This is a genomic window from Modestobacter sp. VKM Ac-2979, assembly GCF_026967995.1.
Lineage (GTDB): Bacteria > Actinomycetota > Actinomycetes > Mycobacteriales > Geodermatophilaceae > Modestobacter.
Genome location: NZ_JAPVBO010000001.1, coordinates 810,778 through 835,645, shown reverse-complemented (window position 1 = coordinate 835,645; position 24,868 = coordinate 810,778). Strand labels below are relative to the sequence as shown.

Genomic DNA, 24,868 nt, shown 5'->3' with positions numbered 1-24,868 from the left:
GGCCGAGGAGGGTAGGCGGCTGCGGTGACGGTGGTGATCGGGACCTCGGGCTGGCAGTACCGCGACTGGCGCGGCCGCTTCTACCCGCCGGTGCTGCCGCAACGACTCTGGCTGGAGCACCACGCCGAGCACTTCGCCACCGTCGAGAGCAACAACGCCTTCTACCGGCTGCCCGAGAAGGCCACGTTCGAGCGGTGGCGGGACCGCACCCCGCCGGACTACCGGTGGGCGGTGAAGGCCTCCCGCTTCCTCACCCACCTCAAGCGGCTGCGCGAGCCGGCCGAGCCGGTGGCCCGGCTGATGGACCGTGTGGCCGGCCTGGGCGACCGGCTGGACGTCGTCCTGCTGCAGCTGCCGCCCACGCTGAAGGCCGACGTCGAACTGCTCAGCGAGTGCCTCGGCCAGTTCCCGGCGGGCACCCGGGTCGCGGTGGAGCCCCGGCACGAGAGCTGGTGGACCGACGAGGTCCGCGGCCTGCTCGAGCGGTACCAGGCCGCGCTGTGCTGGGCCGACCGCGCCGAGCAGCCGATCGCACCGCTGTGGCGCACCGCCGAGTGGGGCTACCTGCGGCTGCACACCGGAGCCGACGGCTGGGGCTACCGGCCGGAGACGCTGCAGCTGTGGGCGCAGCGGCTGGCGGAGACCTACGGCGACGACGACGTGCTCGTCTACTTCAACAACGACCCCGGCGGTGCGGCCACCGTCGACGCGGTCACCTTTGCCGACGCCGTCCGGGCCACCGGCGGTACGCACACCCGGGTGCCGACCATGGCCCAGGCCAGCGGCGCGGCCTGGCCGCCCAAGCCGCCGCCCAAGGCGCCGAGGACGCCCAGCCGTCAGAGGGCGGCCGGGTCCTCGGCGAAGGTCACGCCCAGCTGACCGGCGGCCTGCTCGAGCACCGACTGCACGGCCAGGGTGTCCGCCAGCGGCATGACGGTGCTCTCGGTCCGCCCGGCCCGCAGGCACTCGGTGACCTCGATCAGCTCGTGGGAGTAGCCGCCACCGAGCTGCGGGAGGGTGATCTCCTGCGCGTCCGCCCCGGCCCGGTGCAGCACGATCGTCTGCGGGTGGTGGAAGCGGGGGAGGACGTCGATCCAGCCCGCCGTCCCGAACACCCGGGCCTGCCCGGGCAGGGCGTTGCGCAGCGAGGTCATCAGGGCGGCCGAGCGGCCGTCGGCGTAGCCGAGCAGCAGCGAGGCCTCGGCGTCGACGCCCGTCTCGAACAGCGAACCGGTGGCGGTCACGGTGTCCGGGTCACCGAGCAGCATCTGGGCGAAGGAGACGACGTAGACGCCGAGGTCGAGGAGGGCGCCGCCGCCGAGCTCCTTGGCGAACAGTCGGTCGGTGGGGTCGAACTCGCGGGACACGCCCAGGTCGGCCTGCACGGAGCGCACCTCACCGATGGCGCCCTCGGCGATCAGCTCCCGCGCCCGGACGACGGCCGGCTGGAACCGGGTCCACATCGCCTCCATCGCGAAGACGCCGGACGCGCGTGCTGCGTCGACCACCTCCGTGGCCCCGGCGACGGTCGCGGTGAACGACTTCTCCACCAGCAGTGCCTTGCCGGCCCGGATCGCCCCGAGCGAGACGGCGTGGTGCTGCGGGTGCGGGGTGGCGATGTACAGGACGTCGACGTCCGGGTCGGCCAGGATCTCGGCGTAGGAGCCGTGCGACCGCTCGATCCCGTGCCGACCGGCGAAGGCCTGCGCGCGGTCCAGCGAGCGGGAGGCGACGGCGACCGCCCGCGCGCCGTCGACGTGCGCGAAGTCCTTCACCACCTGCTCGGCGATGCGGCCCGGCCCGACGACTCCCCAGCGGATCTCCTCAGTCACGCCCTGACCGTAGCCGGGGCACACTGTCGGGGTGGCACTGCTGATCGACACCCCCGTGTGGCCGTGGCGGGGGCGGCGGTGGTCGCACCTGGTGAGCGACACCGACTACGACGAGCTGCACGCCTTCGTCCAGCAGCACCTGGAGATCCCGCGCCGGGCGTTCCAGGGTGACCACTACGACGTCCCGGAGGAGCTCTACGCGCGGGCGGTCGCCGCCGGTGCGGAGCCGGTGGACTGCCGGGAGCTGCTGCAGCGGCTGCTCGCCGCCGGCCTGCGGGTCAGGAAGACCCGGGCCGCCTCGTCCTAGTAGGTCTCCTCCGTGGTGGACCGGCGGACCGGCTCGCCCTCGTGGCCCTCGGTGCGCACCACGCGCCGACGGCGCGGAGCCCACACGGCCAGCTCGACGACGATGGCCAGGGCACCGGCGGCCATCAGGATCCAGCCGACGACGTCGAGGTCGATGCCGCTGACCTGCGCACTCACCGCGAAGGTGAGGACGGCGCCGATGGCGAGCAGGAAGATGCCGGTTCCGAGACGCATGAGGAGCTCCTCTGTCTGGCGACCGGTCCCCTGCGGGGGTCATCGGGACGATGACGGGTCGCCGGGCAACTCTGGGTCACCGGACGGGTACGCGCGACTCCCTCGTCACCCGATCGGGTCAGGCCGAGCGCGCGCGCAGCAGGGTGAGCTCGGCGGTCAGGTTGGCCCGGGCGAGCTCGGTCCACCGCTCGGCCGCCACGGGCACCCGGAAGAGCTCCGGCAGGGCCAGCAGCTGCTCCAGCACGGCGATCCGGCCGGTGGTGAACTCGTCGTCGGAGAGGTGGCCGTACTCGGCGCGCACCGCGGAGGCGTAGCCGGCGTAGGCCGCCGGGGGGCTGGCCAGCACGGCGAGGTCGGCGTCGCAGAGCACCGCGCCGTTGGCGTCGTCCGGCTCGGGGTCGTGCCCGGCGGTCAGCAGCACCAGCCGCTCGACCTCGGCGACCGTGGCGTCGTCCACCAGCCCGAGCAGCCCGATCCGCGCCCGCGCGGCGCTGACCTCCTCGTTGTCGCTGCGCTGCGGGTCGTAGGCGATGTCGTGGTACCAGGCGGCCAGCCGGACGGCGACCGGGTCGGCGGCGTGCCCGGCCAGCTCGTCGACGATGCCGAGCACCGCCGCCAGGTGCGCGAGGTCGTGGTAGCTGCGGTGCGGCTCGGACCAGGCGCCGATGACGGCGGCCCACTCGGTGCGCGAGGTGGGGGAGTCGTCGACCAGCGCCGTCCACGCGTCGAAGTCCACCCCGCTCATGCGCCGGAGTCTGGCACGCCGTCGGGCCGGCCTGGCCAGTCGTCCGGACTGAGGGCCTCGCCACGTGTGTCGGGCCGGAGGGCGCGGGTACGGTGGACGACGTCCGGGCCGGGCGACCTGTGTCCCCGGGCTCCACTAGATAACTGCCGCCGTGGAATACCGCTCCGACTCCGGTCGGGGGCTGGAGCCGCGGATGTGCAAACCGCCGCGAGGCGACCAGCGCCCGGTCCGGACCCACCACGCGAGAACGGCCCCTCTCCTTCGACGGAGAGGGGCCGTTCTGCGTTCTCCTACTCGGTCTCGCCCAGCAGCCAGCCGTGCTCGCCGGCCAGCGCGTTCGCCGCCACCGGACCCCACGAACCCGGGGCGTAGGAGTGCACCTCGGGGCGGTGGTCCAGCACCGGCTGCAGGGCCCGCCAGGTCTGGGCCAGGCCCTCGCTGGTGGTGAACAGCGAGCGGTCGCCGACCAGCACGTCGTGGATGAGGGAGACGTAGGGCGCCAGCGGCCGGCCACCGGGCACCTTCGACAGGTCCAGGGAGACCCGCGCCGGGGCCATCGCCAGGTCCGGGCCGGGGCGCTTGGCCATGATGTCCACGTCGAGCTGACCGGCACCGGCCAGGGACAGCGAGATCACGTTCCCGTTCGGCGGCACCTCGTGGACCGGGCCCTTCGGGCGGTGCAGCACCAGGCTGACCCGCTGCTGCTTGTCCGCCAGCCGCTTGCCGGTGCGCAGCAGGAACGGCACGCCGCGCCACCGGCCGGAGTCGATGAACAGCTTGGCCGCCACGAAGGTGTCGGTCTGGCTGTCGTCGGGCACGCCGTCCAGCTCCCGGTAGCCCTCGAACTGCCCCAGGACCACGTCCTCCGGCGCGAGCGGGCGGAAGTGCTTCAGCACCGACTCACGCGCGGAGAGGATGTCGTCGGCGGAGAAGCTGACCGGCGGCTCCATGGCCACCTCGGCGGCCACCTGGAACAGGTGGGTGACCAGCATGTCCAGCGTCGCGCCGGTGGCGTCGTAGAAGTCGGCGCGGTCGGCGACGTCGAGGTCCTCGGGGACGTCGATCTGCACCTGGGCCACGTGCTCGCGGCTCCAGATGTGCTCGAACAGCCCGTTGGCGAACCGCGCCACGTGCAGGTCCTGGGTGCCCTCCTTGCCCAGGAAGTGGTCGATCCGGAAGACCTGCTCCTCGTCGAACACCGAGTGCACGACGCCGTCGAGCTCGCGGAAGCCCTCCGGGGAGTCGCCGAAGGGCTTCTCGTAGACGACCCGGGAGCCCTCGGCCAGCCCGTGCGCGCCGAGGGCGTGGGTGTAGTCGGTGAAGGCCTTGGGCGGCAGCGAGAGGTAGTGCACCAGCTGGGCGTCCTCGCCGAGCTCCTTCCGGGCTTCGGCCACGGCGTCGACGAGCTGCCCGGGGTCGTTGGCGGTGAAGCCGCCACCGGCGAACCGCAGCCGGCCGCAGAACTCCTCCCACGGGCCCTGCTCCGGGTCCGGCCCGAACTCCTCGAGGGCGCCGCGCACGTGCTCGACGAACTCCTCGTCGGTGCGCTCGCCGCGGCCGCTGCCGATGAGCCGCCAGTCGTCGGGCAGCAGCCCGTGCTGCGCGAGCTCGAAGAAGGCGGGCAGCACCATCCGGCGGGCCAGGTCGCCGGTCGCGCCGTAGAGCACGAAGACGGTCGGGGTCAGGTCGTTCGTCGTCCCGGTGTCAGGCACGGGGGCTCCTCTCGGGCACGGGCCGAGCTCCGCGGGGCGGTCGCTCGGTCCTCGTCGGCCCGTGCGCCGGTGCACGGTGTCCTGGTCGTGTGCCCACGGCGCGTGTAGGCGCACCCGCGCCATGGGCATCTGCCTTGCATGAGACCACGCGCAGCGCTGCTTTGTTCCGTGGGTGCGACCGCACTGTTGCTGACCGGCTGTGGCCAGGACGACGAGGTCGAGCCCGTCCCCGCGGTCACCACGACCTTCGCCGAGACACCGGGCAGCACCGAAGCCGAGCAGACGACGAGCCCGGCGGCCACCGGCGACGCCGCGCCGTGATCTGGCGCTCGCGGCGTGTGACCCGATGCGGCCAGGGGCACCAGCCAGGCATGACCTCGTACCGCCGGGCCCGGTGGGCCCTCCCCGTCGCCGTCCTCCTGCTGTCCGCCTGCGGGGACGGCGAGGGCGCGCCGGCCGGTGACGCACCGGCGTCGTCGCCGGCCACCGCGGGGGAGACGACGATGGCGCCGGGCGGGGAGTCCGGCAGCGGCACCATGGCCGACCTGGAGTTCGAGGACCAGACCGGCGACGGTGACCGCGTGGTCGTCGGCACGGTCAACGCACCCGGCGGCGGGTTCGTCGTCGTCAGCGCCGGGGACGAGGTGCTCGGCTCCACGCAGGTGCAGGTGGGCACGACCTCCGACGTCGAGGTCGACCTGGACCCGGCGCTGACCGCGGACACCGACCTGACCGTCACCCTCTACGCGGACACCGACGCCGATGGGGAGTTCGACCCCGACGTCGACGAGCCGGTGCCCGCACCGGTGGACGCCACCGACGACGACATCGCCGACGTCGACGACGTCGTCGAGGAGGACGCCGAGTACACGGTGGGCTGACCGTCCACCTGAGGCCCCTCAGACGCCGGCCGGTCCCGGGGCGGCCCGGGACTGCGTGGTCGACCGATGTGCCGGGCACCCCCTCAGGACGACCGTTCTCCTCGTTCGACCCGGACGACACGAGGAGACGGTCATGGCGATGCACTACCCGAACCCGGCACTGGAAGCAGAGCTCGCCTACCGGCAGGAGCTGGTCCGGGCGGCGTCCCGGCGCGACGGGAGCCGCCGCGGCTCCTGGTTCGGCACCCGGCGGCGGCCCCGCTGAACGGCCCGGCGTCGCTGTCGGTGGTCTCTGCCACGATCGGCGCCGTGCCGCGCTGGGAGGAACCCCCGCTCATCGGCCGGGCCGACGAACTGGCCCGGCTGATGATGCACGTCGACCGGGCGGTCGAGGGGCGCCCGTCCGCCGTCCTGGTCGCCGGTGACGCGGGGGTCGGCAAGACCCGGCTGCTCGACGAGCTGGGCCGCCAGGCCACCGCGCGCGGTGCCCGGGTGCTCACCGGGCACTGCGTCGACCTCGGCGACGTCGGGCTGCCGTACCTGCCCTTCGTCGACCTGCTGCGGCCGGTGGTCGCCGACCCGGAGCTGGCGCCGGTGCTCGCCCGCCACCCGGTGCTGGCCGGCCCGCTCACCGGTCGGCCCGGCGCCGAGGTGTCCGACAGCGCGGCTGCCGACCTCGGCCGCTCGCTGCCGCGATCGGCGCTGCGCCCGCCGGACGACGACGGACGCCTGCAGCTGTTCGAGTCGGTGGCCGCCCTGCTGGGCGACCTGGCCGCCCAGCAGCCGCTCGTGGTGGTGCTGGAGGACCTGCACTGGGCCGACCGGTCCAGCCGGGACCTGCTGCGCTACCTGCTGGCCCGGCTGGTCGACCGGCAGGTCGACGAACCGGTCACGATCATCGCCTCCTACCGCGCCGACGACCTGCACCGCCGGCACCCGCTGCGTCCGCTGCTGGCCGAGCTGGTCCGGCTGCCCGGTGTCGAGCGGCTGCAGCTCGACCCGTTGCCCGACGCCGAGGTGGAGGAGCTGGTCCGCCGGCTGGCCGCCGACGCCGGTGGGGCGTCCGTCGAGGACGTCGTCGCCCGGGCCGAGGGCAACGCCTTCTACGCCGAGGAGCTGGTCGCCGCGGGGCGGGCGGGCGAGGTCCTCCCGGGTGGGCTGTCCGACGTCCTGCTGGCCCGGGTCGAGCAGGTGAGCCCGGCTGCTCAGCAGGTGCTGCGGGTGGCGGCCGTCGCCGGTCGCCAGGTGCGGCACGAGCTGGTGGCCGCCGTCTCCTGGAAGAGCCCGGAGGAGACCGAGCAGGCGCTGGCCGAGGCGGTGCACCACCACCTGCTGGTCGTCTCCGACGACGGCCGCTACCGGTTCCGGCACGCGCTGCTGCGGGAGGCCGTGCTGGCCGACCTGCTGCCCGGGGAGCGGGTCCGGCTGCACGCCGCCGTCGCCGCGCACCTGGCCACCCGGCCGGAGGCGGGCACGGCGGCCGAACGGGCCCACCACCTGCGGGAGAGCAACGACCTGCCCGGTGCGCTGAGCGCGTCGCTCGAGGCCGCGGACGCCGCCCGCCGGGTGGGCGCACCGGCCGAGCAGCTGCAGCACCTGGAGGCGGTGCTCGCGCTGTGGACGGCGGTGCCCGATGCACCCGAGCGGGCCGGCCGCTCGCAGTGGGCGGTGCTGCTGGACACCGCGGCGGCGGCCCGCGCGGTCGGTGACCTGCACCGGGCCGTGGCGCTGCTCCGCTCGGCCCAGGAGCTGCTGGGCGCCGACGGTGACCCGGAGGCGCGGGCGCGGGTGCACTACACGGCGGCGCAGGTGCTGGGCCGGATCGAGGAGGCGGCCGAGGCCCATCGGGAGAGCAGCGCGGCGATGCAGCTGGTCCCGGCCCAGCCGCCCTCGGTGGTGCGCACCTGGGCGGCGGCGACCCATGCCCGCACCAGCTACAGCATGGGGCTGGTCGCCGAGGCGGACGCAGCGGCGGAGGAGGCACTGGCTGCCGCGGACGCCCTGGGGCTGGACAGCGCGTGGGCCGACACCGCCGTCTCGCTGGTCCGTGGCTCGGGCACCGGTGACCGGGTCGCCGTCCGGGCGCGCTTCGCGGAGGCCCGGGCGCGGGCGCAGCGGTCCGGTGACGCCGACGTCGAGATGCGGGTGTGGTTCAGCCAGGCGGTCACCGCGCACGACGCCGGCGAGGTGGCCGAGGCGCTGGAGCACGCCACGGCAGGGCTGGCCCGGGCCCGGGCGCTGGGCGTCGAGTGGTCGTTCTACGGCGCCGAACTCCGGCACCTGGAGGTGCTGACCCGGTACGTCCTCGGCGACTGGGACGGCAGCCTGGCCGCCGCCGACGCGCTGGCCCGGGTGCCCGACATGGCCGCGCACGTGCGCGCCGACGGGCTCCTGGTGCTGGTCGGGCGGGGCGACCCGCGTGCCTCCGAGCGGCTGGGCTGGGCCCAGGGGCCGGCCGCCCGCTGGGACAACCACGTGCTGTTGATGCTGGCCACGGTGGCGGCGGAGATCGAGCTGGCCGGCCAGGCCGGGGACGCGGCGACGGCCGGGGAGCGGGCCCGCTGGGCCGATGGCCGGCTGCGGGAGCTGTGGGGGGAGGAGCGGCTCGCCTCGGTGCGGCTGGTGGCCACCGCGCTGGCGGCGGTCGCCGACGCAGCCACCTCCGCCCGCCGGTCCGGGGACGAGACGGCCGTGGCCCGCTGGGTCGCGGAGGCCGCGGAGCTGGCCGAGATCGGCCGGTCGGCGGCCGAGGTGCAGTACCCGTTCGGGATCGAGGCGCGCGCCTGGGGCACGCGGCTGGCGGCCGAACTGGCCCGGGTGCGCGGCGAGACCGCGGTGGAGCTCTGGCGGCAGGCGGTCGCGGAGTTCGGGTACGGGCACGTGTACGAGCAGGCGCGCTCCCGGTTCCGGCTGGCCGAGGCGCTGCTCACCCTCGACGACCGCCCCGGCGCCGCCGCCGAGCTGGCGGCTGCGCACGAGGTGGCCGTGGAGCTGGGGGCGGTGCCGCTGCGGACGGCGATCGAGGCGCTGGCCCGCCGTGGGCGGCTGGAGCTCCCCGGCGTGCTGACCGTGGCGACCACCGTGTTCACCCCGCGCGAGACGGAGGTGCTGGCGCTGGTCGCGCGGGGCCGCACCAACCGGCAGGTCGGTGCGGAGCTCTTCATCAGCGAGAAGACCGCCAGCGTGCACGTCAGCAACATCCTGGCCAAGCTCGGCGCCTCCAGTCGCACCGAGGCGGTCGCCCTCGCCGCCGCCCGCGGCCTGCTCCCCTCCCACAGTTGATCATCGGCGAACGGCTGCGCCCGGCGGCGTGTCACCCAGCCGTTCGCCGATGATCAACGCGCGATGTCCGTGTTCGGCCGGGTGAAGCGGGCGCGGAGCCGCTCGACCCACTCGTCGAGCACGTTCGTGCGGTCGGTGGGGCCGGCGGGCGCGGCCGGCATCAGCAGCCAGAGCACCAGGTAGAGGGCCACCCCCGACCCGCCGGCCAGCACCAGCGCGGCGAAGCCGGCCCGCCAGAGCAGCACGTCGATCCCGGTGTGCCGGGCCAGCCCGCCACTGACGCCGCCGAGCCAGAGGTCGCTGCGGCTCCGTCGCAACGGCGGGCGCACGTTGTCGGTGCCCGGGGTGGGGGTCGGGGTCTCGGTCTGGACGGTGGCGTTCTGGACGTTCTCGGTCATGACACGAGCCTGCGCCCGGCGGCGTCCCGCCGGCATCGGGGAACCCCCGGATCCGCCCCTGGTCCTGCAGCTCAGGGTCGCGGGGTGCGGGGCGACCCGGCCGTGCCGGCGTCCTCCCGTCTGCCGCTGCTCGATCCGCCCCGTCGCCCCGCCGATCTGCGTCGAGTGACAGCAGAGCGGGCTTCCCGGCTCTGGGATCCCCGCTCAGCTGTCACTCGGTGGCGGCAGCGGGGACTTGCCCGGACTGCGGAGGACGCGACCTCAGAGCATGGTGCGGAGGCGCTCGCGGCGGGCGCGGAGGACGTCGACCGACGCCGAGGCCGACGGGGGGCCGGGCACGGACTGGCGGAGCTGGGTGTGCACCACGGCCTGCGGCTGCGAGGTCTTCGCCGCGACCCGGTTGACCAGCCGGTTGATCTCCCGGCGCAGCTCGGCCGCGTCGCGCCAGGAGCGGCCGGCCTCCTCTTCCTCGGGGTGGTCCTCGACGACCATGAAGTCGTCGTCCCCGCGGGCGTGCGAGGCGGCGATCCGGATGCGCAGTTCGTCGTCCCGCTTGGACAGCAGTTCGGCGGTCTGCGCCGGCGTCAGCAGCCCAGGGATGCCCAGGTAGTCCTCCGCGTCGGCCTCCAGCGGCGTGACGGCGCCGGTGCCCTCGCCGGTGTGCGCCGTCCCGCTGTGCAGCACGTGCGCGAACCGGGCGTCGGCCTCCAGCGCCTCCCACTGCTTCATCTCGCCCTCGCGCGGCTCCCGCGGCGGCAGGTCGAGCGCCTCCAGCTCCTCGTCGGGCTGGCTCTTCGGCGGCGGCATGACGTGGTTGCGCTGCTCCTCCATCGACGCGGCCAGCGACAGCAGCGGGCGCACGGCAGGGAGGAAGACGGTCGCCGACTCGTGCGGCGCGCGGGCACGCACGACGCGGCCGACGGCCTGGGCGAAGAACAGCGGCGTCCGGTAGGAGGTCATCCAGGCCAGGACGGCGGCGCGCGGGACGTCGACGCCCTCGGAGACCATCCGCACGCAGACCGCGATCCGGGCGCCGCCCTTGTTGAACTTCTCGATCTTCTTCGACGCCTTGGGGTCGTCGGAGAGGATCAGCTCCGGTGCCTTGCCGGTCACCCGGCGCACGATCTTCGCGTACTCGCGGGCGTCGTCCTGGTCGCTGGCCAGCACCAGGCCGGCGGCGTCGGGCATGCCGCCCTCCTCGCGGAGGTGGGTGATCCGGTCGTCCATCGCGGCTATCACGTGCGGCACCCACTGGCCCTTGGGGTCCAGCGCGGTGCGCCACGCCTGCATCTCCACCGACCGGGTGCCGGCCTCGCTCAGCGACGCGGCGACGACCTCGCCGGCGGAGTTCCGCCACCGCGACGTGCCGGTGTAGGCGGCGAAGACGACGGGGCGGACGACGCTGTCGGCCAGCGCCTCCTTGTAGCCGTAGGTGAAGTCGGCCGTCGACATGAGGCCGCCCTGGCCCTCGAACCCGTCCTCCACGTACTTCACGAACGGGATGCGCTCGTCGGCCTTCGTGCGGAACGGCGTCCCGGTCAGGCAGAGCCGGCGGGCGGCGCGGCCGTAGGCCTCCTCGACCGCCTCACCCCAGGACAGGCCGTCGCCGGCGTGGTGCACCTCGTCCAGGATCACCAGCGTCTTGACCGTGGTCGCCCGCGCCGAGTGCAGCATCGGCTTGCCGGCCACCTGGGCGTAGGTGGTCACGTAGCCCTGCGTGCCGGCGCGCACCGGGCCGACGGCGTTGGTCAGGTTCGGGTCGAGCGCGATGCCCATCGCATCGGCGGCGTCGGCCCACTGCATGCGCAGGTGGTCGGTCGGGCAGACCACGATCACCCGGGCGACCTCGCGCTTGGCGAGCAACCGGGCGGCCAGGGTCAGCGCGAACGTGGTCTTCCCGGCACCCGGGGTCGCGGTGACCAGGAAGTCCTTCGGGGACTCCTCCTCGTACTTGCCGAGGGCCGCCTGCTGCCAGGCCCGGAGCGGTCGGCTGTTCGTCTGCGGGGCCCGGGCCGCCGCCTGTATCGCAGTCGCCATGTCGGGGCCCATTCTGGTCGGCGGGGGAGCAACACGCCCAACCGGGTGCCTGCGGCGCGCCCCCTCCGGCAGGGCGTATGGGGCTCGGCCGCCGGGCCGCTGAGCTGCACGTTCGCCGTCCTGGCCAGCTGGTTGTGGTGCTCGTCATGCTCGGGTCGGACCGGCTCGTCACGCCCCGCCCGCCCCGTCGCCCCCAGGTGACCCGGCGGCCCTGGGAGACACCGCGGTGACCGATCGGACCGGCCCGTCCCTGTCCGGGCCGACCTCTCCGCGGGCGGTGACGGACCAGGTGCGGGCCGGCCGCTGGCCCGGTGCCCTCCAGGTCACCCCGGACGACCGGCGTGACGAGCTGCTCATGTCCCTGACGCTGACGGAGGCGCCCGGCGCGTCGTAAGGTGGGGGCGGCCCCTTGACCAGGAGGCCCCTCGGCGCGGATCCGGGCGGGACACCCCCCGCCCCCCAGCGCCGCCTTCCCCTCGCTGCGCCGCGCCTCCTGGAGCCCTCGTGTCTGCTGCCGTCCTCGCCCCGCCCGTCCTCGCCCCGCCCGTCCCCGCGCTCGCCCAGCGGCTGACCGGGGTCGCCAGTTCCCCGGTCCGCGAGCTGCTGGCCCTGCTCGACCGGCCGCAGGTCATCTCCTTCGCCGGTGGCCTGCCCGCCCCCGAGCTGTTCGACCTGGACGGCGTCCGCGCCGCCTACGACGCCGTGCTCTGGAGCCCGAACGCCCGTCGCGCCCTGCAGTACGCCCCGACCGAGGGCGACCGCGGCCTGCGGGCCCGGGTGGCCGGCCGGATGACGGCGCGCGGCATGTTCAGCTCCGTCGACGACCTGCTGGTCACCTCGGGCTCGCAGCAGGCCCTCACCCTGCTGGCGACCGCGCTGGTCGACCCGGGGGCGGTCGTGCTGGTCGAGGACCCGACGTACCTGGCCGCGCTGCAGTGCTTCCAGCTGGCCGGCGCCCGGGTCGTGCCGGTGGCCACCGACGGGGACGGCATGGACCCGGACGCGCTGGAGGAGGCGATCCGGCGGGAGCGGCCGGCGCTGGTCTACCTGGTCCCGACGTTCGCCAACCCGACCGGCCGGACCATGCCCGTCGAGCGTCGCGCGGAGGTCGTCGCACTCACCGCGCGGCACGGGGTCTGGCTGGTCGAGGACGACCCCTACGGCGAGCTGCGCTACCGGGGTTCCGACGTCGCACCGCTCGCCGCCCAGCCGGGCGCCGACGGCCACGTCGTCCACGTGGGCAGCTTCTCCAAGATCGCCGCTCCCGGGCTGCGGCTGGGCTGGCTGCGGGCGCCGTCCCGGCTGCTGCCGGCGCTGACCGTCGCCAAGCAGGCGGCCGACCTGCACACCTCGACCATCGACCAGGCGGCCGCGGCGGCCTGGTTCGGCACGGCCGACGTGGAGACCCACCTCGCCCGGCTGCGGAGCGCCTACCGGCGGCGCCGGGACGCGATGGTGGACGCGCTGCCGGCGGCCCTGCCGGCGGGCAGCACCTGGACCGAGCCGGACGGCGGCATGTTCGTCTGGGTCCGGCTGCCCCGCGGCGTGGACACCGCCGAGCTGCTGCCCCGGGCCCTCGCCGCCGACGTCGCGTTCGTGCCGGGGGCCGCGTTCTACGCCGGCGTCCCGGACCGAGCCACGCTGCGGCTGTCGTTCACCACGCACACGCCGGAGCGGATCGCCGAGGGCATGACCCGGCTGGGCACCGTCCTGCGCGGCTGCTGAGGCCGCGGCCGATGGGGAACGCCCCGTTGCTGGGTCCCGTGACGGGGTCCCGGCAACGGGGCGTTCCTCGATGCGGCCCCCTCGCAGGGGCCGGCCCGAGCGGCGCGAGGGGGTCCTCGTTCAGTCGGCGGGCTCGTCGACCCAGTCGGGGCCGTTGACCTCGCCCGGTCCGGCCAGGTCGGCGGCGTCCACGATCGTGTACGCGTAGCCCTGCTCGGCCAGGAACCGCTGCCGGTGCGCGGCGTACTCGCTGTCCAGCGTGTCCCGGCTGACCACGGTGTAGAAGTGCGCCTGCCGGCCGTCGGCCTTGGGGCGCAGCACCCGGCCGAGCCGCTGGGCCTCCTCCTGCCGGGAGCCGAACGTGCCAGACACCTGCACCGCGACCGCGGCCTCGGGCAGGTCGATGGAGAAGTTCGCGACCTTGGAGACGACGAGGGTGCGGATCTCGCCGGTCCGGAAGGCCTGGAACAGCCGCTCCCGCTCCTTGTTCGTCGTCGACCCCTGGATCACCGGGGCGTCGAGGGCAGCGCCCAGCTCCTCCAGCTGGTCCAGGTAGGCGCCGATCACCAGGGACGGCTCGTCGGGGTGACGCTCCAGCACCCGGCGGATCACCGGCAGCTTCGACTGCGCGGTCGCCGCGATCCGGTAGCGCTCCTCGGGCTCGGCGACCGCGTAGGTCATCCGCTCCTCGTCGTCCAGGCTGACCCGCACCTCGACGCACTCGGCCGGCGCGATGTGCCCCTGCGCCTCGATGTCCCGCCACGGGGCGTCGTAGCGCTTGGGCCCGATCAGGGAGAAGACGTCGTCCTCGCGCCCGTCCTCGCGCACCAGCGTCGCGGTCAGGCCCAGCCGGCGCCGGGACTGCAGGTCGGCGGTGAGCCGGAAGATCGGCGCGGGGAGCAGGTGCACCTCGTCGTAGACGATCAGGCCCCAGTCCTGGGCGTCGAAGAGGTCCAGGTGCCGGTACTCGCCCTTCCGGCGCGTCGTGATCACCTGGTAGGTGGCGATGGTGACCGGCCGGATCTCCTTGCGCTCCCCGGAGTACTCGCCGATCTCCTCCTCGGTCAGCGTGGTGCGGGCGATGAGCTCGCGCTTCCACTGCCGGCCGGAGACGGTGTTGGTGACCAGGATCAGCGTGGTCGCCTTGGCCTCGGCCATCGCCGCGGCGCCGACCAGGGTCTTCCCGGCGCCACAGGGCAGCACGACGACGCCCGAGCCGCCGGCCCAGAAGCCGTCGACGGCCTGCTGCTGGTAGTCGCGCAGGTGCCAGTCGGACTGGTCGAGCTCGATCGGGTGGGCCTGCCCGTCGACGTAGCCGGCGAGGTCCTCGGCCGGCCAGCCGATCTTCAGCAGCGCCTGCTTGAGCCGGCCCCGCTCGGAGGGGTGGACGACGACCGAGTCGGCGTCGATGCGCGCGCCGAGCATGGGGGCCACCCGCTTGCTGCGGACGACCTCCTCCAGCACGGCCTTGTCGGTGGTGGTCAGCGTCAGCCCGTGCACCGGGTGGTTGGCCAGGGTCAGCCGGCCGTAGCGGTCCATCGTGTCGGCGATGTCGACCAGCAGGGCGTGCGGCACCGGGTAGCGCGAGTACCGGACCAGCGCGTCGACGACCTGCTCGGCGTCGTGGCCGGCGGCGCGGGCGTTCCACAGCGCCAGCGGGGTGACCCGGTAGGTGTGCACGTGCTCGGGGGAGCGCTCCAGCTCGGCGAACGGGGCGATCGCCGCCCGGCACTCCTTGGACGACGGGTGGTCGACCTCGAGCAGCAGCGTCTTGTCCGACTGGACGATCAGGGGGCCGTCACTCACGCGTGCGCATCCTCTGTTCGGGGGCTCCGGCGCAGACGTGCGCGCCGGACTGTCCACGGTAACGCCGGAGGACGAGGTCCCCTTCCGCGCCGGGATGTGGGCCGCATTGCACGCTCTCCGAGTCCTTCGCACGCGGTGCAGCACGTGCAGAGCGCACGGAGAGCGTGCGATCCGCCCCGGTCAGACCCAGGCGGTGCGGCGCAGCGGCGGCTGGCCGCCGCCGGTCTTCTGCAGCAGCACCTGGTTGACGCCCATGTCCCCGGCCTCGAAGGCCAGCGCGCAGGCGGCCATGTACAGCCGCCAGACCCGCGCGCGGCCCTCGCTGGAGGCGGCGACGGCAGCGGACCAGTTCTGCTCCAGCAGTCGTACCCAAGCGCGCAGGGTGAGCGCGTAGTGCTGGCGCAGCGCCTCGACGTCGAGCACCTCGAGGTCGGCGGACTCCAGCAGACCGACCGTCTCGCCCAGCCCGAGCAGCTCCCCGTCAGGGAAGACGTAGCGCGCGATGAAGGTGTCCGGGTCGGGGGTGGTCGTACCGGCGTTCCAGTTGATCGCGTGGTTGAGCAGCCGGCCGCCGGGGCGCAGCAGGGCGCGCAGCTGGGCGACGTACTCGGGCATCTGGGCCCGGCCGACGTGCTCGGCCATGCCGATCGAGCTGATCGCGTCGAAGGGCTCGTCGTCGACGGACCGGTAGTCCTGCACCCGGATGTCGATCCGGTCGGTCAGCCCGGCCTCGGCGACCCGCTTGCGGGCCATCCGGGCCTGCTCCTCCGACAGCGTGATCCCCACGACCTCGGCGCCGTACCGCTGGGCTGCGTGGATGGCCATCGAGCCCCAGCCGCAGCCGACGTCCAGCAGTCGCGCGCCCTCGGTGAGGCCCAGCTTGCGGCAGACCAGGTCGAGCTTGGCCTCCTGGGCGGCGTCCAGCCCGGTCTCCGGGGTGGCCCAGACGGCGCAGGAGTAGACCATCGAGGGGCCGAGGACCAGCTCGTAGAAGTCGTTGCCGACGTCGTAGTGGTGGGAGACCGCTGCCGCGTCGCGGGACCGGGAGTGCCGTCGTCCGGCCCGCCCCAGGTCGACCTCCTCGGCCGGGGGTGCCGGTTCGGGGCCGATGGCCCCCAGGGCCACCGCTGTGCCGAGCAGGCCGAGCCGCTCGCGCCAGGTGGGCGGGGCCATCGGGCCGGTCTCGGCCAGCCGGCCGGCGGAGCGCAGTGCGGCGAAGGTGGCGAAGACGTCACCCTCGATGTCGATGTCCCCGGCGACGTAGGCCCGGGCCAGACCGAGCTGGCCGGGTGACCACACCAGCCGCCTCAGCGCCCGCCGGGAGCGGATCGCCAGCACCGGTGCGCCGGGCGGACCGGCCAGGGAAGCGTCCCAGCCGCGCAGTCGCAGGGGTGGCTCCGCCGTCCCCAGCACCGCACCCAGTGCCGCTGCCAGCCGATCGGCGACCGTTCGCTGCCTCGTCATCTCCACGCTCCTCAGCCGTGGCGGCAACCAGCGGGCCTCCGGGGACCTGCAGCCCGGCAGCTGGTTGCACATGCCAACTGATCCGCGCAACGCCGGGCGGGTGGTTGATCATCCCGGACTCACCCGATCAAGGGAACAGAGATCAGGACGGCGCGGCCGCGTCCTCCGCGCCGACCAGGGCGACCGAGGTGATCCGGTGGACGGCGAAGGTGCGGCTCTCCCCGCGCCCCTCGTCGAACCCCTGCAGGAACCCGCCGGCCAGCGAGACCGGCTGGACGACCCGCTGGCTGCCGCTGCCCTGCGCGTCGACGTAGCCCAGCCAGACGGCCAGGCCCTCGCGCACGGCCCGGCTCAGCAGCTCCAGCGTGCTCGCGGTGGTCACCCCGGGCACCTGGCGCACCGGTTCGGTGCGCCGGGCGGCGAGGGCGGCGTCCCCGGCCCGGATCTCGCGCACCGTCGCGGCGACGTCGTCCGGCGCGAGCGGGCGGGGGCCGACTGCAGCCACCGTGCCAGGACGACGACCGGCCGCCCGCGGGGGCGCCTTCGGCCGGGTCAGCACCGCGCCACCGGAGGACTCCCCGGCCGGCGCGTACCCGGCGGCCCGCAGCACGGTGAGCACCTCGTCGGCGCCGAGCCCGCTGACCAGCACCCCCGGGGCCAGTCGGCGGAGCTCTGCGCCGGCGGTCCGCCGGTCGCTGAGCACCTGCGAGACCAGGCCGTGGTCGTCGGAGCGGACGTAGCACTCGATCGCGCCCACCCGCAGCCGCCCGTGCTGGCGGGCCACGTCGTCGATCAGGAACTCCAGCGCCTGCGGCACCGGCGTGCGCGAGGCGCGGGTGAAGAGGTCCTGCAGCTCACCGGCCGACCAGCCGGAGTCCAGTGCCCGCCGGATGCTCCCGTCGGACACCCGGTACACCGTCGCCCCGCCCGAGGACTCGACGTCGGCGACGACCGCGAGCGTGGCGGCCAGCTCGGCCACCAGCGGACCGGGGGCGATCAGCGACAGGTCGGGCTGGGCGAGCACGTGGTCGACCGGGGCCGGCAGCAGCCCGCGCATGGCGTCCGCGGCGTCGTCCTCCCCGCCGGTGAGCAGGGCGCGCCCGCCGCTGCTCAGCACGCCGCCGACCAGCACCCCCAGGCGTTCGGCCTCGGCCAGCAGGTCGGGGACGGGGGCGAGCCGGTCGGCCCGCCGCGGGGTGCGCCAGCGCAGCAGTGCCACCAGCTCCGGGGCGGTCAGGCCGTGCCCGCGAGGGAACTCGGCCAGCACGCCCAGCGCCGAGCGCCGCAGCGTGGGCGCGGTCTGCCGCACGACGTCGGGGGACAGCACGTTGACCGCCTTGCCGGCCACGTCGCGCTGGCCCACCAACGAGATCAGCCGGACGCTGGCCAGCCAGCCGGCGGCGAGCAGCGCCCAGCGGTCGGCGAGGTCCTGCTCGCGCCACGCGTCGTACCCGCGGGTCGGCAGCCACTCGTCGCGCTGCGCGCCGCCGACGTCCAGCAGGCCGGCGGCGTGCGCGACCTCGACCAGGAAGGCGAGGTCGGCCTCGCCGATGCGCAGCTCCTTGGCCAGCCGCTTCTGGTCCCGCACGCCGAGCCCGCCGCTGCGCAGCAACCCGGCCGGTTCCTCCTCCAGTGCGGTGAGCACGTCGTTCACCCGGCTGAGCACCTCGAGTGCGGCACCGGCGGCCTGCCGGTCGGCGATCGCCGGGTCCCGCTCGCTGACCTCCGGCTCCGGACGCAGCCTCGGGGGGCCGAGCGGGCGGTCGCCGCGCAACGCCAGGCCGATCTCGCGGGGCAGCTCGACGTTGACCGCGTCGATCCGGGCCAGCAGCCCGGCCTGCAGCAGCCGGCGGGCCGGGCTCAACGCCCCGTCGCTGCTGTCCGGGAGGTGGCCGACCGGGCGGTCGCCGGCCAGCCGCTCGAGCACCGTGCGCTCGTCGGCGGCCAGGTCGGCGAGCGTGCCGGGCAGGTCGCGGGGGAGGGGGACCCGCAGGTCGGTGGCCCGGCGGCCGAGCCCGGCGGGGTAGCGGACCGCCCGGCGCACCGGCTCGGGGGCGTGCAGGTCGGCGTCGCCCCAGAGCAGCGCCCGGCCGGTCAGCGTCTCGACGGCGGCGTCGACCACCTCGGCCGGCACGTCGGGCAGCAGCCCGGGCAGCTCCGTGCGCGGGACGCCGTCGGTGGGGGAGAGCAGCACCGCATCGAGCACCTGCAGGGTCGCGGCGTCCAGCTCGTCCAGCGCGCGGTCGACCGAGACGGGCACCGCGAGCCGGGTCGCCAGCCCGACCACGTCGGAGGGGGCCGGGCGCGCGACGTCGGGCCGGGCCACCAGGAGGGTGCCCAGCTGCTCGTCGGTGCGGGTGCGCAGCCAGGCGGCGAGCGTGGCGGGCTGGTCCGTGGGCATCCGCTCCACGCTACGTCGGCCGGTGCCGGTGCTGCTCCCGCGGCCGGTGCAACTCACTCGCCCGGTGGGGCGGGCAGTGGCTAGCGTCGCGCCCGTGGAGCCCCGACCGCCGTCCCGGGCTGTGCTGTCCGCCTTCGGGTTGAGTGGGGAGCCGGTGCTCCTCACTGGCGGCCAGGGTGGCACCTTCACCGCCGGTGACGCGGTGCTCAAGCCGTCCACCGATGCCGTCCTCGACGAGTGGACGGCCAGGGTGACGACCGACCTGACACCGCACGGGTTCCGGGTCGCCCGTCCCCTGGCAGCTGGGACGGCTCACGTCGTCGATGGCTGGACCGCCTGGGAACGGGTCGCCGGTGAGCACCGTCTCCACGGCGGGCCGTGGCGGGAGGCCCTGGCCGTGGCCGGCCGCTTCTCCGCGGCGCTCCGGGCCGTCGACCGGCCGCTGCCCGAGCTCCCCGACACGGTCTGGAAGCAGGCCGACCGGATGGCCTGGGACGAGATCCCGCCGGCCTGGTGGGGCCCGGGGACGGAGGTGCTGGACCGGCTGCAGGCACGGAAGCGGCCGGTTGCGGCCGCCGAGCAGCTGGTGCACGGGGACCTCGCCGGGAACCTGCTCTGGCACCCGGCACTGCCGCCGGCGGTCATCGACCTCACCCCGTACCGCCGTCCCGCCGGCTACGCCAGCGCCCTGCTCGTGGTGGACGCGGTGGTCGCGTACGGGGCCGACCCGGGCCTGGTCGACGAGGTCGCCGACCGGGCTGACTGGGACCAGCTCGTGCTCCGTGCGCTGCTGTTCCGGCTGATCACCGACGACCTCTTCCTCCGCGAGTCGGCACCCGGGGGACCGGCCTCGGGGAGATGGGGTGAGCGGGACGTCCACAGGCGCATGGCGTGCGCCCGGCCTCTCCTCACGTGGCTGGACGGCTGAGTCGACAGGTGCGGTGGCGGGCTCTGTCACCATCCCGGGGTGCCCGCGCTCGACGACCCGCAGACCCGCACCGACCTGGCCGCGCTCCGGGCGGGTGCGCTGCGCTGGCTGGCCGGTGGTGTGGTCGCCGTCGCCCTGGGGTGGCTGATGGGCGCCGCCGTCATCCGGATCACCGCCGACGGCGGGGCGCGGCCGCCGTTCGCCGGGCTGATGGTCGTGCTGCTCGCCGTCGGCGGGCTGGTCGTGGCCGTCGTCGGGCTGGGCGCCTGGCTGCGCGCCCGCCGGTGGACCGCCGCCCTGGCCCGGGTGCCCTGGCAGCACGGGCGGTTGCGGATCGCCGGCCCGGCGCTGCTGCAGGTCGAGCCGGCCGGGTACGACGAGCTCACCGACGAGCCGCTGCAACTGCAGCTGATGTCCACGGCGGTCTGGCGCACCCGTGCGGTGCAGCGGCTGGACGGCGCCGAGGTGCGCTACGCCGAGGTCTCCCCGCGGGAGTGGCTGCTCACCGCCGACGGTGCCGGCACGGTCTACGGCGCCCGGCGGGCCGGCCGGCGCTGACCCCTCCCAGCGACACGGTGACCCCGTGGCGTGCGTGAGCCGGGTGCGACGCGGGAAGATGACGACGGAGACACCCGGGCAGCACTCCCTGGCCCGGCAGAGCAACTGGAGGCGTCATGTCCAAGCGCAAGGCGAAGCACGCCCACCTGGTCGAGCCGACCTGGGGGCAGTCGAGCGGCGACGGTCCGCCGGTGACCGAGCTGGTCAGCGAGATGGCCGGCGGTCTCTCCCCGTTCGGTGAGGACCACGCCTTCCCGCTCCCGCCGGAGCGGCTGCGCTACGCCCACCCGGTCGACAAGCCCAACCGGGCCGGCCTGATGGCGGGCGAGGGCCGGTGACGGCTCCCGCGCTGCCGTCCTACAGCAGCGGCACCTCGACGGTGCCCCTGCTGGGCGACACGATCGGGGACGACCTCGATCGGACGGCAGCGCGGGTGGGCGACCACGAGGCGCTCGTCGAGTGCGCCACGGGCCGCCGCTGGACCTACCCCGAGCTGGTCACCGAGGTCGACGCCTGCGCACTCGGCCTGGACGCCCTCGGCGTCGCCAAGGGCGACCGGGTGGGCATCTGGGCGCCGAACTGCGCCGAGTGGGTCTTCGTGCAGTACGGGACGGCGAAGCTCGGTGCCGTCCTGGTCAACATCAACCCCGCCTACCGCACGCACGAGCTGTCCTACGTGCTGCGCCAGGCGGGCATCTCGGTGCTGGTGGCCGCGCCGGAGTTCAAGGGCAGCGACTACCGCGCCATGGTCGACGAAGTGCGCGGGGACTGCCCCGACCTGCGCGAGGTCGTCTTCCTCGGTGACGAGGAGTGGACGCAGCTGCTGGACACCGGCCGGGCGGGCGACCGGGCCCGGCTGGCCGAGCGGGCGGCGCAGCTCTCGCCCGACGACCCGATCAACATCCAGTACACCTCCGGGACGACGGGCTTCCCCAAGGGCGCCACGCTCACCCACCACAACCTGCTCAACAACGGGTTCTCCGTGGGCGAGGGCTGCGGCTACACCGAGGCCGACCGGGTCTGCATCCCGGTGCCCTACTACCACTGCTTCGGCATGGGGATGGGCAACCTGGGCTGCACCTCGCACGGCGCGACGATGGTCATCCCGGCGCCCGGCTTCGATCCCGCGGCGACGTTGCGGGCGGTGCAGGACGAGCGGTGCACCTCGCTCTACGGCGTCCCCACGATGTTCATCGCCGAGCTGGCGCTGCCGGACTTCGCCTCCTACGACCTGTCCAGCCTGCGCACCGGGATCATGGCGGGCTCGCCGTGCCCGGTCGAGGTGATGAAGCGGGTGGTCGAGGAGATGGGGATGGCGGAGGTGACCATCTGTTACGGCATGACCGAGACCTCGCCGGTGTCCACCCAGACCGCCGCCGAGGACGACCTGGAGCGGCGGACGTCGACCGTCGGGCGGGTGCACCCGCACCTGGAGGTCAAGGTGGTGGACCCGAACACCGGGCTGACCGTCCCGCGCGGGCAGACCGGTGAGTTCTGCACCCGGGGCTACTCGGTGATGCTGGGCTACTGGGACGAGCCGGAGAAGACCGCCGAGGTGCTCGACGCGGCCCGCTGGATGCACACCGGCGACCTGGCCGTGATGGACGACGCCGGCTACCTCAACATCGTCGGGCGGATCAAGGACATGGTCATCCGCGGCGGGGAGAACGTGTACCCGCGCGAGATCGAGGAGTTCCTCTTCACCCATCCCGACGTCGTCGAGGCCCAGGTGATCGGCGTCCCGGACGAGCGCTTCGGCGAGGAGTTGATGGCCTGGGTGCGCCTGCGGGCGGAGGCCGAGCCGCTCACCGCGGAGGGGCTGCGCGCCTTCTGCGCCGGCAAGCTGGCCCACTACAAGGTGCCGCGGTACGTGAAGGTCGTCGACGCCTTCCCGATGACGGTGACCGGCAAGGTGCGCAAGGTCGAGATGCGCGAGACGTCGATCGACGAGCTGGGCCTGCAGGCAGCAGCCGCGCACCGGTTCGCCTAGCCGGCCGCCCGCTCCCGGCCCGGAAAGAGGTGGCCGCGGGGTGGCCGGCCGTGGTTAACCTGGCGGGCGCGCAGCCCACCGCGGCTGCCGACGCCACCGGCCGCGACGGCCGGGACCAGGAACGACTGACTGAGGGATCGACGTGCCCAGCGGCAAGGTGAAGTGGTTCAACGCGGAGAAGGGCTTCGGCTTCCTCGCCCACTCGGACGGCCCGGACGTGTTCGTGCACAAGGACGCGCTGCCCGCCGGCACCACCGAGCTCAAGCCCGGCCAGCGCGTGGAGTTCGGCATCGTCCAGGGCCGTCGGGGTGACCAGGCGCTGCAGGTGCAGGTGCTCGACCCGTTGCCGTCCGCGGTCGCCGGCACCCGGAAGAAGCCCGACGACCTGGTGCCGATCATCGAGGACCTGATCACGCTGCTGGACGGCGTCTCGGAGGGTCTGCGGCACGGGCGTCACCCCGACAAGCCGATGGCCCGCAAGGTCGCCGCGGTGCTGCGCGCGGTCGCCGACGACCTCGACGCCTGACGGCGGACCCCACTGCCCCCCGCCACTCGCAGGCCCGCGGCGGGCTCCTGTAGCGGGGCCGTCAGCCGGCGGGGCTGGTGGTCGTGTCGGCGCGGATGAAGCCCACCGGCCAGGCGCCGGAGAGCCCCTCGCAGGCGTCGGTGTCGGAGTCCTCCACGATCACCAGGTAGTAGGTCGGGGGGACGACGTCGGAGGTGTTGATGTCGTCGAGGACGGCGGTGCCGGCCGGCACGTCGATGTCGCCGATCCGCTCCTCGAGCCGCTCGTCGAACACCTGGACGCTCCAGCCGGCCTCGGCCACCACGTCGGGCACCTCCAGCACGATCTCGGTGTCCGGCGCGACCTCCAGGTACGTCGGCTCGGTCCGGTAGCGCTGGCCCTCCCCGTCCAGGCAGTACTGGGTCGGGTCGACGGTGATCGGGTCACCCCCGGCCTGCACGGTGACCGAGGGGGCGGTCCCGCCGTCGTCCTCGGCAGTTCCGCCGGAGCTGCTGGAGTCCCCGCACCCGGTGAGCAGCAGCACCCCGCTCAGCAGTGCCGTCCCCGATGCCCGTGCTGCCCCGTTCACGCTGTTGCCTCCCGATCGGTGGTGCGGATGACGCGGCGGCTGCGCAGGCTCCCGAGGGTGCGGCCGACGGCGAGCACCGGCAGCGCCGCAGCCGCGGTGGAGCCCCGTCGGCCGGTGGTGGCCGGCGCGATCCCCAGCTCCCCGCGTGCGCGGGGTGGGGGAGTCGGGCACACGCCCATGGTGCCGCAGCCGCCTGTGCGCGCGGCGGGGGGAAGACGCCTCCCTGGCCGGGACGCCCTTGCCGTCATCGGCGACAATGGGGGACGTGTCCGACTCAACTCCTGCCGCCGCGTCCCCTGGCTCCTCTCCCGACGAGGTGCTGGCCGCTGCGGTCGAGCAGGCCCGGGCCGCCGCGATCGAGGTGGCCGGTGACCCGGCGGCGGTCGGCGAGCACCTGGGGGTGACCCCGGAGGCGCTCGGTGAGCAGGCCGACCCCGCGCTCGGCGTCGTCGGCACGCACTCCTTCGCCGCCACCCTGCTCGGTTACGCCGGGTGGCACTGGGCCGTGACGCTGGCCGCCGTGCCCGGCGCCGACGAGGTCACCCTCGACGAGGTCGTGCTGCTCCCGGGTGACTCGGCGCTGCTCGCCCCGGCGTGGGTGCCGTGGCACGAGCGGCTGCGCCCCGGCGACCTGTCGGTGGGCGACGTCCTGCCCTCCACCGAGGACGACGCCCGGCTGGTGCCCGCGTACCTGGCCGATGACGACTCCGCCGAGGACCCGGCCGGCCGCGTCGTGGCCGAGGAGCTGGGCATCGGCCGGGAGCGGGTGCTCTCACCCGAGGGGCGGATCGAGGCCGCGGAGCGCTGGCGCGACGGGGACTTCGGGCCGCGCTCGTCGATGGCCCGGCACGCCCCCGGCCCCTGTTCGACCTGCGGTTTCTACCTGCCGCTGGCCGGTTCGCTCCGGCTGTCGCTCGGCGCCTGCAGCAACGCGTACGCCCCGGCCGACGGGCACGTCGTCACCGCCGACTACGGCTGCGGTGCGCACAGCCAGGCCAGCCTGGAGCGCACCGACGGCGAGCCGGCCGAGTTCATCCCCACGGCGCGCTACGACACCGCGGACTTCGACGTCATCTGAGCGCGGCGCATCGCACGCTCTTCGTCCGCGCTGCACGTCCTGCAGCACGTGCAGTGAGTGCGCTGGGCGTGCAATGGGGCCGGTCGTCTCAGCGCTGGCCCTGCCAGCGCATGAGCGCCAGTCCGAGGCCGGGCAGCACGACGCCGGCCACGCAGGTCCAGGTCCAGACCGGGTCGACCCGGTCGCCGAGCAAGAGCAGCACCACGAGGGCGATCGCCCACAGCGCGGTACCCGTCAGGACCACTCGCACCGTGTCGACCTGCAGGGGCGGCGGAGAGGGCCGGGTGGGAGCGGGCACTCCCCGACCCTAGGCCGCTGAACTGCAGGTCGGAACGGTGGTCCGTCCGACGCGCCCGGGCGGTGTGGCACGCTGTCGCCGCTCGATGCCACCCGCACC

The 24,868-nt window shown here is 74.8% G+C and carries 26 protein-coding genes; 14 read left to right on the top strand and 12 right to left on the bottom strand.

Annotated elements, in window-relative coordinates:
• The first annotated feature begins 24 nt into the window (after positions 1-24).
• Positions 25-879, top strand: a complete 855-nt coding sequence (locus O2W15_RS04125) for a DUF72 domain-containing protein (protein ID WP_269178474.1) — start codon at positions 25-27, stop codon at positions 877-879.
• Here the strand turns inward: O2W15_RS04125 and O2W15_RS04120 are convergent.
• Positions 837-1,832 (bottom strand): Gfo/Idh/MocA family protein, encoded by a 996-nt coding sequence (locus O2W15_RS04120; RefSeq protein WP_269178473.1) that lies wholly within the window; start codon positions 1,830-1,832, stop codon positions 837-839. The two genes, O2W15_RS04125 and O2W15_RS04120, sit on opposite strands and share 43 nt — an antisense overlap.
• A 31-nt stretch (positions 1,833-1,863) precedes the next feature.
• Between O2W15_RS04120 and O2W15_RS04115 the strand changes: the two genes are divergently transcribed.
• Positions 1,864-2,139, top strand: a complete 276-nt coding sequence (locus tag O2W15_RS04115; protein ID WP_269178472.1) for a DUF4031 domain-containing protein — start codon at positions 1,864-1,866, stop codon at positions 2,137-2,139.
• On the opposite strand, the gene O2W15_RS04110 is transcribed toward O2W15_RS04115, so the two are convergent.
• From O2W15_RS04110 to O2W15_RS04100, 3 genes are all read right to left on the bottom strand, one after another.
• Positions 2,136-2,372, bottom strand: a complete 237-nt coding sequence (locus O2W15_RS04110; protein WP_269178471.1) for a DUF6458 family protein — start codon at positions 2,370-2,372, stop codon at positions 2,136-2,138. The genes O2W15_RS04115 and O2W15_RS04110 overlap by 4 nt on opposite strands.
• 118 nt (positions 2,373-2,490) lie before the next feature.
• The gene (locus tag O2W15_RS04105; protein WP_269178470.1) at positions 2,491-3,117 is read right to left on the bottom strand and encodes an HD domain-containing protein; all 627 of its coding nucleotides are present in this window, start codon (positions 3,115-3,117) and stop codon (positions 2,491-2,493) included.
• A gap of 290 nt (positions 3,118-3,407) precedes the next feature.
• On the bottom strand, positions 3,408-4,829 hold the full coding sequence (locus tag O2W15_RS04100) for a glucose-6-phosphate dehydrogenase (RefSeq protein ID WP_269178469.1): 1,422 nt from the start codon (positions 4,827-4,829) through the stop codon (positions 3,408-3,410).
• A gap of 168 nt (positions 4,830-4,997) precedes the next feature.
• Here O2W15_RS04100 and O2W15_RS04095 point away from each other — a divergent pair, with 168 nt between their 5' ends.
• The 4 genes from O2W15_RS04095 to O2W15_RS04080 all read left to right on the top strand — a co-directional run bounded on the left by O2W15_RS04095 (position 4,998) and on the right by O2W15_RS04080 (position 8,992).
• Complete coding sequence (locus tag O2W15_RS04095) at positions 4,998-5,150, top strand: hypothetical protein (RefSeq protein WP_269178468.1); 153 nt, start codon at positions 4,998-5,000, stop codon at positions 5,148-5,150.
• Between the two features lie 50 nt (positions 5,151-5,200).
• On the top strand, positions 5,201-5,710 hold the full coding sequence (locus O2W15_RS04090; RefSeq protein ID WP_269178467.1) for a DUF7282 domain-containing protein: 510 nt from the start codon (positions 5,201-5,203) through the stop codon (positions 5,708-5,710).
• Positions 5,711-5,843: 133 nt separating this feature from the next.
• Positions 5,844-5,975 carry a hypothetical protein gene (locus O2W15_RS04085; RefSeq protein ID WP_269165780.1) on the top strand — a complete coding sequence of 44 codons (132 nt, stop codon included), beginning with the start codon at positions 5,844-5,846 and terminating at the stop codon, positions 5,973-5,975.
• A gap of 44 nt (positions 5,976-6,019) precedes the next feature.
• Positions 6,020-8,992: a helix-turn-helix transcriptional regulator gene (locus O2W15_RS04080; protein WP_269178466.1), complete on the top strand. Its 2,973-nt coding sequence runs from the start codon at positions 6,020-6,022 to the stop codon at positions 8,990-8,992.
• Between the two features lie 53 nt (positions 8,993-9,045).
• Here O2W15_RS04080 and O2W15_RS04075 read toward each other — a convergent pair whose 3' ends face one another.
• Both O2W15_RS04075 and O2W15_RS04070 read right to left on the bottom strand, forming a co-directional pair.
• On the bottom strand, positions 9,046-9,390 hold the full coding sequence (locus O2W15_RS04075; RefSeq protein ID WP_269178465.1) for a PspC domain-containing protein: 345 nt from the start codon (positions 9,388-9,390) through the stop codon (positions 9,046-9,048).
• Positions 9,391-9,651: 261 nt separating this feature from the next.
• Positions 9,652-11,427, bottom strand: a complete 1,776-nt coding sequence (locus O2W15_RS04070; protein ID WP_269178464.1) for a DEAD/DEAH box helicase — start codon at positions 11,425-11,427, stop codon at positions 9,652-9,654.
• A gap of 226 nt (positions 11,428-11,653) precedes the next feature.
• Here O2W15_RS04070 and O2W15_RS04065 point away from each other — a divergent pair, with 226 nt between their 5' ends.
• Positions 11,654-11,821 carry a hypothetical protein gene (locus O2W15_RS04065; protein ID WP_269178463.1) on the top strand — a complete coding sequence of 56 codons (168 nt, stop codon included), beginning with the start codon at positions 11,654-11,656 and terminating at the stop codon, positions 11,819-11,821.
• A 110-nt stretch (positions 11,822-11,931) separates the two neighbouring features.
• On the top strand, positions 11,932-13,152 hold the full coding sequence (locus tag O2W15_RS04060) for an aminotransferase-like domain-containing protein (protein WP_269178462.1): 1,221 nt from the start codon (positions 11,932-11,934) through the stop codon (positions 13,150-13,152).
• Positions 13,153-13,272: 120 nt separating this feature from the next.
• Here O2W15_RS04060 and O2W15_RS04055 read toward each other — a convergent pair whose 3' ends face one another.
• From O2W15_RS04055 to O2W15_RS04045, 3 genes are all read right to left on the bottom strand, one after another.
• A complete protein-coding gene (locus O2W15_RS04055) occupies positions 13,273-14,958 on the bottom strand; it encodes a DNA repair helicase XPB (protein WP_269161490.1) in 1,686 nt (561 codons plus the stop codon).
• Positions 14,959-15,138: 180 nt separating this feature from the next.
• Entirely contained in the window at positions 15,139-16,422 is a 1,284-nt protein-coding gene (locus O2W15_RS04050) for an SAM-dependent methyltransferase (RefSeq protein ID WP_269178461.1), read from the bottom strand.
• Positions 16,423-16,564: 142 nt separating this feature from the next.
• Positions 16,565-18,823, bottom strand: a complete 2,259-nt coding sequence (locus tag O2W15_RS04045) for a helicase C-terminal domain-containing protein (protein WP_269178460.1) — start codon at positions 18,821-18,823, stop codon at positions 16,565-16,567.
• 94 nt (positions 18,824-18,917) lie between these two features.
• Between O2W15_RS04045 and O2W15_RS04040 the strand changes: the two genes are divergently transcribed.
• From O2W15_RS04040 to O2W15_RS23955, 5 genes are all read left to right on the top strand, one after another.
• Positions 18,918-19,751 carry a hypothetical protein gene (locus tag O2W15_RS04040; protein WP_269178459.1) on the top strand — a complete coding sequence of 278 codons (834 nt, stop codon included), beginning with the start codon at positions 18,918-18,920 and terminating at the stop codon, positions 19,749-19,751.
• 39 nt (positions 19,752-19,790) lie between these two features.
• Entirely contained in the window at positions 19,791-20,309 is a 519-nt protein-coding gene (locus O2W15_RS04035; RefSeq protein WP_269178458.1) for a hypothetical protein, read from the top strand.
• 116 nt (positions 20,310-20,425) lie between these two features.
• A complete protein-coding gene (locus tag O2W15_RS04030; protein ID WP_036334673.1) occupies positions 20,426-20,647 on the top strand; it encodes a hypothetical protein in 222 nt (73 codons plus the stop codon).
• Positions 20,644-22,299: an AMP-binding protein gene (locus tag O2W15_RS04025; protein WP_269161495.1), complete on the top strand. Its 1,656-nt coding sequence runs from the start codon at positions 20,644-20,646 to the stop codon at positions 22,297-22,299. Before O2W15_RS04030 ends, O2W15_RS04025 begins: the two co-directional genes overlap by 4 nt.
• Before the next feature lie 142 nt (positions 22,300-22,441).
• Positions 22,442-22,825: a cold-shock protein gene (locus tag O2W15_RS23955; RefSeq protein ID WP_442928855.1), complete on the top strand. Its 384-nt coding sequence runs from the start codon at positions 22,442-22,444 to the stop codon at positions 22,823-22,825.
• Between the two features lie 61 nt (positions 22,826-22,886).
• Here the strand turns inward: O2W15_RS23955 and O2W15_RS04015 are convergent, their stop codons facing one another.
• Positions 22,887-23,393, bottom strand: coding sequence for a DUF2771 family protein (locus O2W15_RS04015; protein WP_269178457.1), 507 nt, complete (start codon positions 23,391-23,393; stop codon positions 22,887-22,889).
• A complete protein-coding gene (locus O2W15_RS04010; protein ID WP_269178456.1) occupies positions 23,390-23,566 on the bottom strand; it encodes a hypothetical protein in 177 nt (58 codons plus the stop codon). The genes O2W15_RS04015 and O2W15_RS04010 overlap by 4 nt, the downstream gene beginning before the upstream one ends.
• Before the next feature lie 83 nt (positions 23,567-23,649).
• Between O2W15_RS04010 and O2W15_RS04005 the strand changes: the two genes are divergently transcribed.
• The gene (locus tag O2W15_RS04005; protein ID WP_269178455.1) at positions 23,650-24,471 is read left to right on the top strand and encodes a DUF3027 domain-containing protein; all 822 of its coding nucleotides are present in this window, start codon (positions 23,650-23,652) and stop codon (positions 24,469-24,471) included.
• 88 nt (positions 24,472-24,559) lie between these two features.
• Here the strand turns inward: O2W15_RS04005 and O2W15_RS04000 are convergent, their stop codons facing one another.
• The gene (locus O2W15_RS04000; protein WP_269178454.1) at positions 24,560-24,769 is read right to left on the bottom strand and encodes a DUF2530 domain-containing protein; all 210 of its coding nucleotides are present in this window, start codon (positions 24,767-24,769) and stop codon (positions 24,560-24,562) included.
• Between the last annotated feature and the right edge of the window lie 99 nt (positions 24,770-24,868).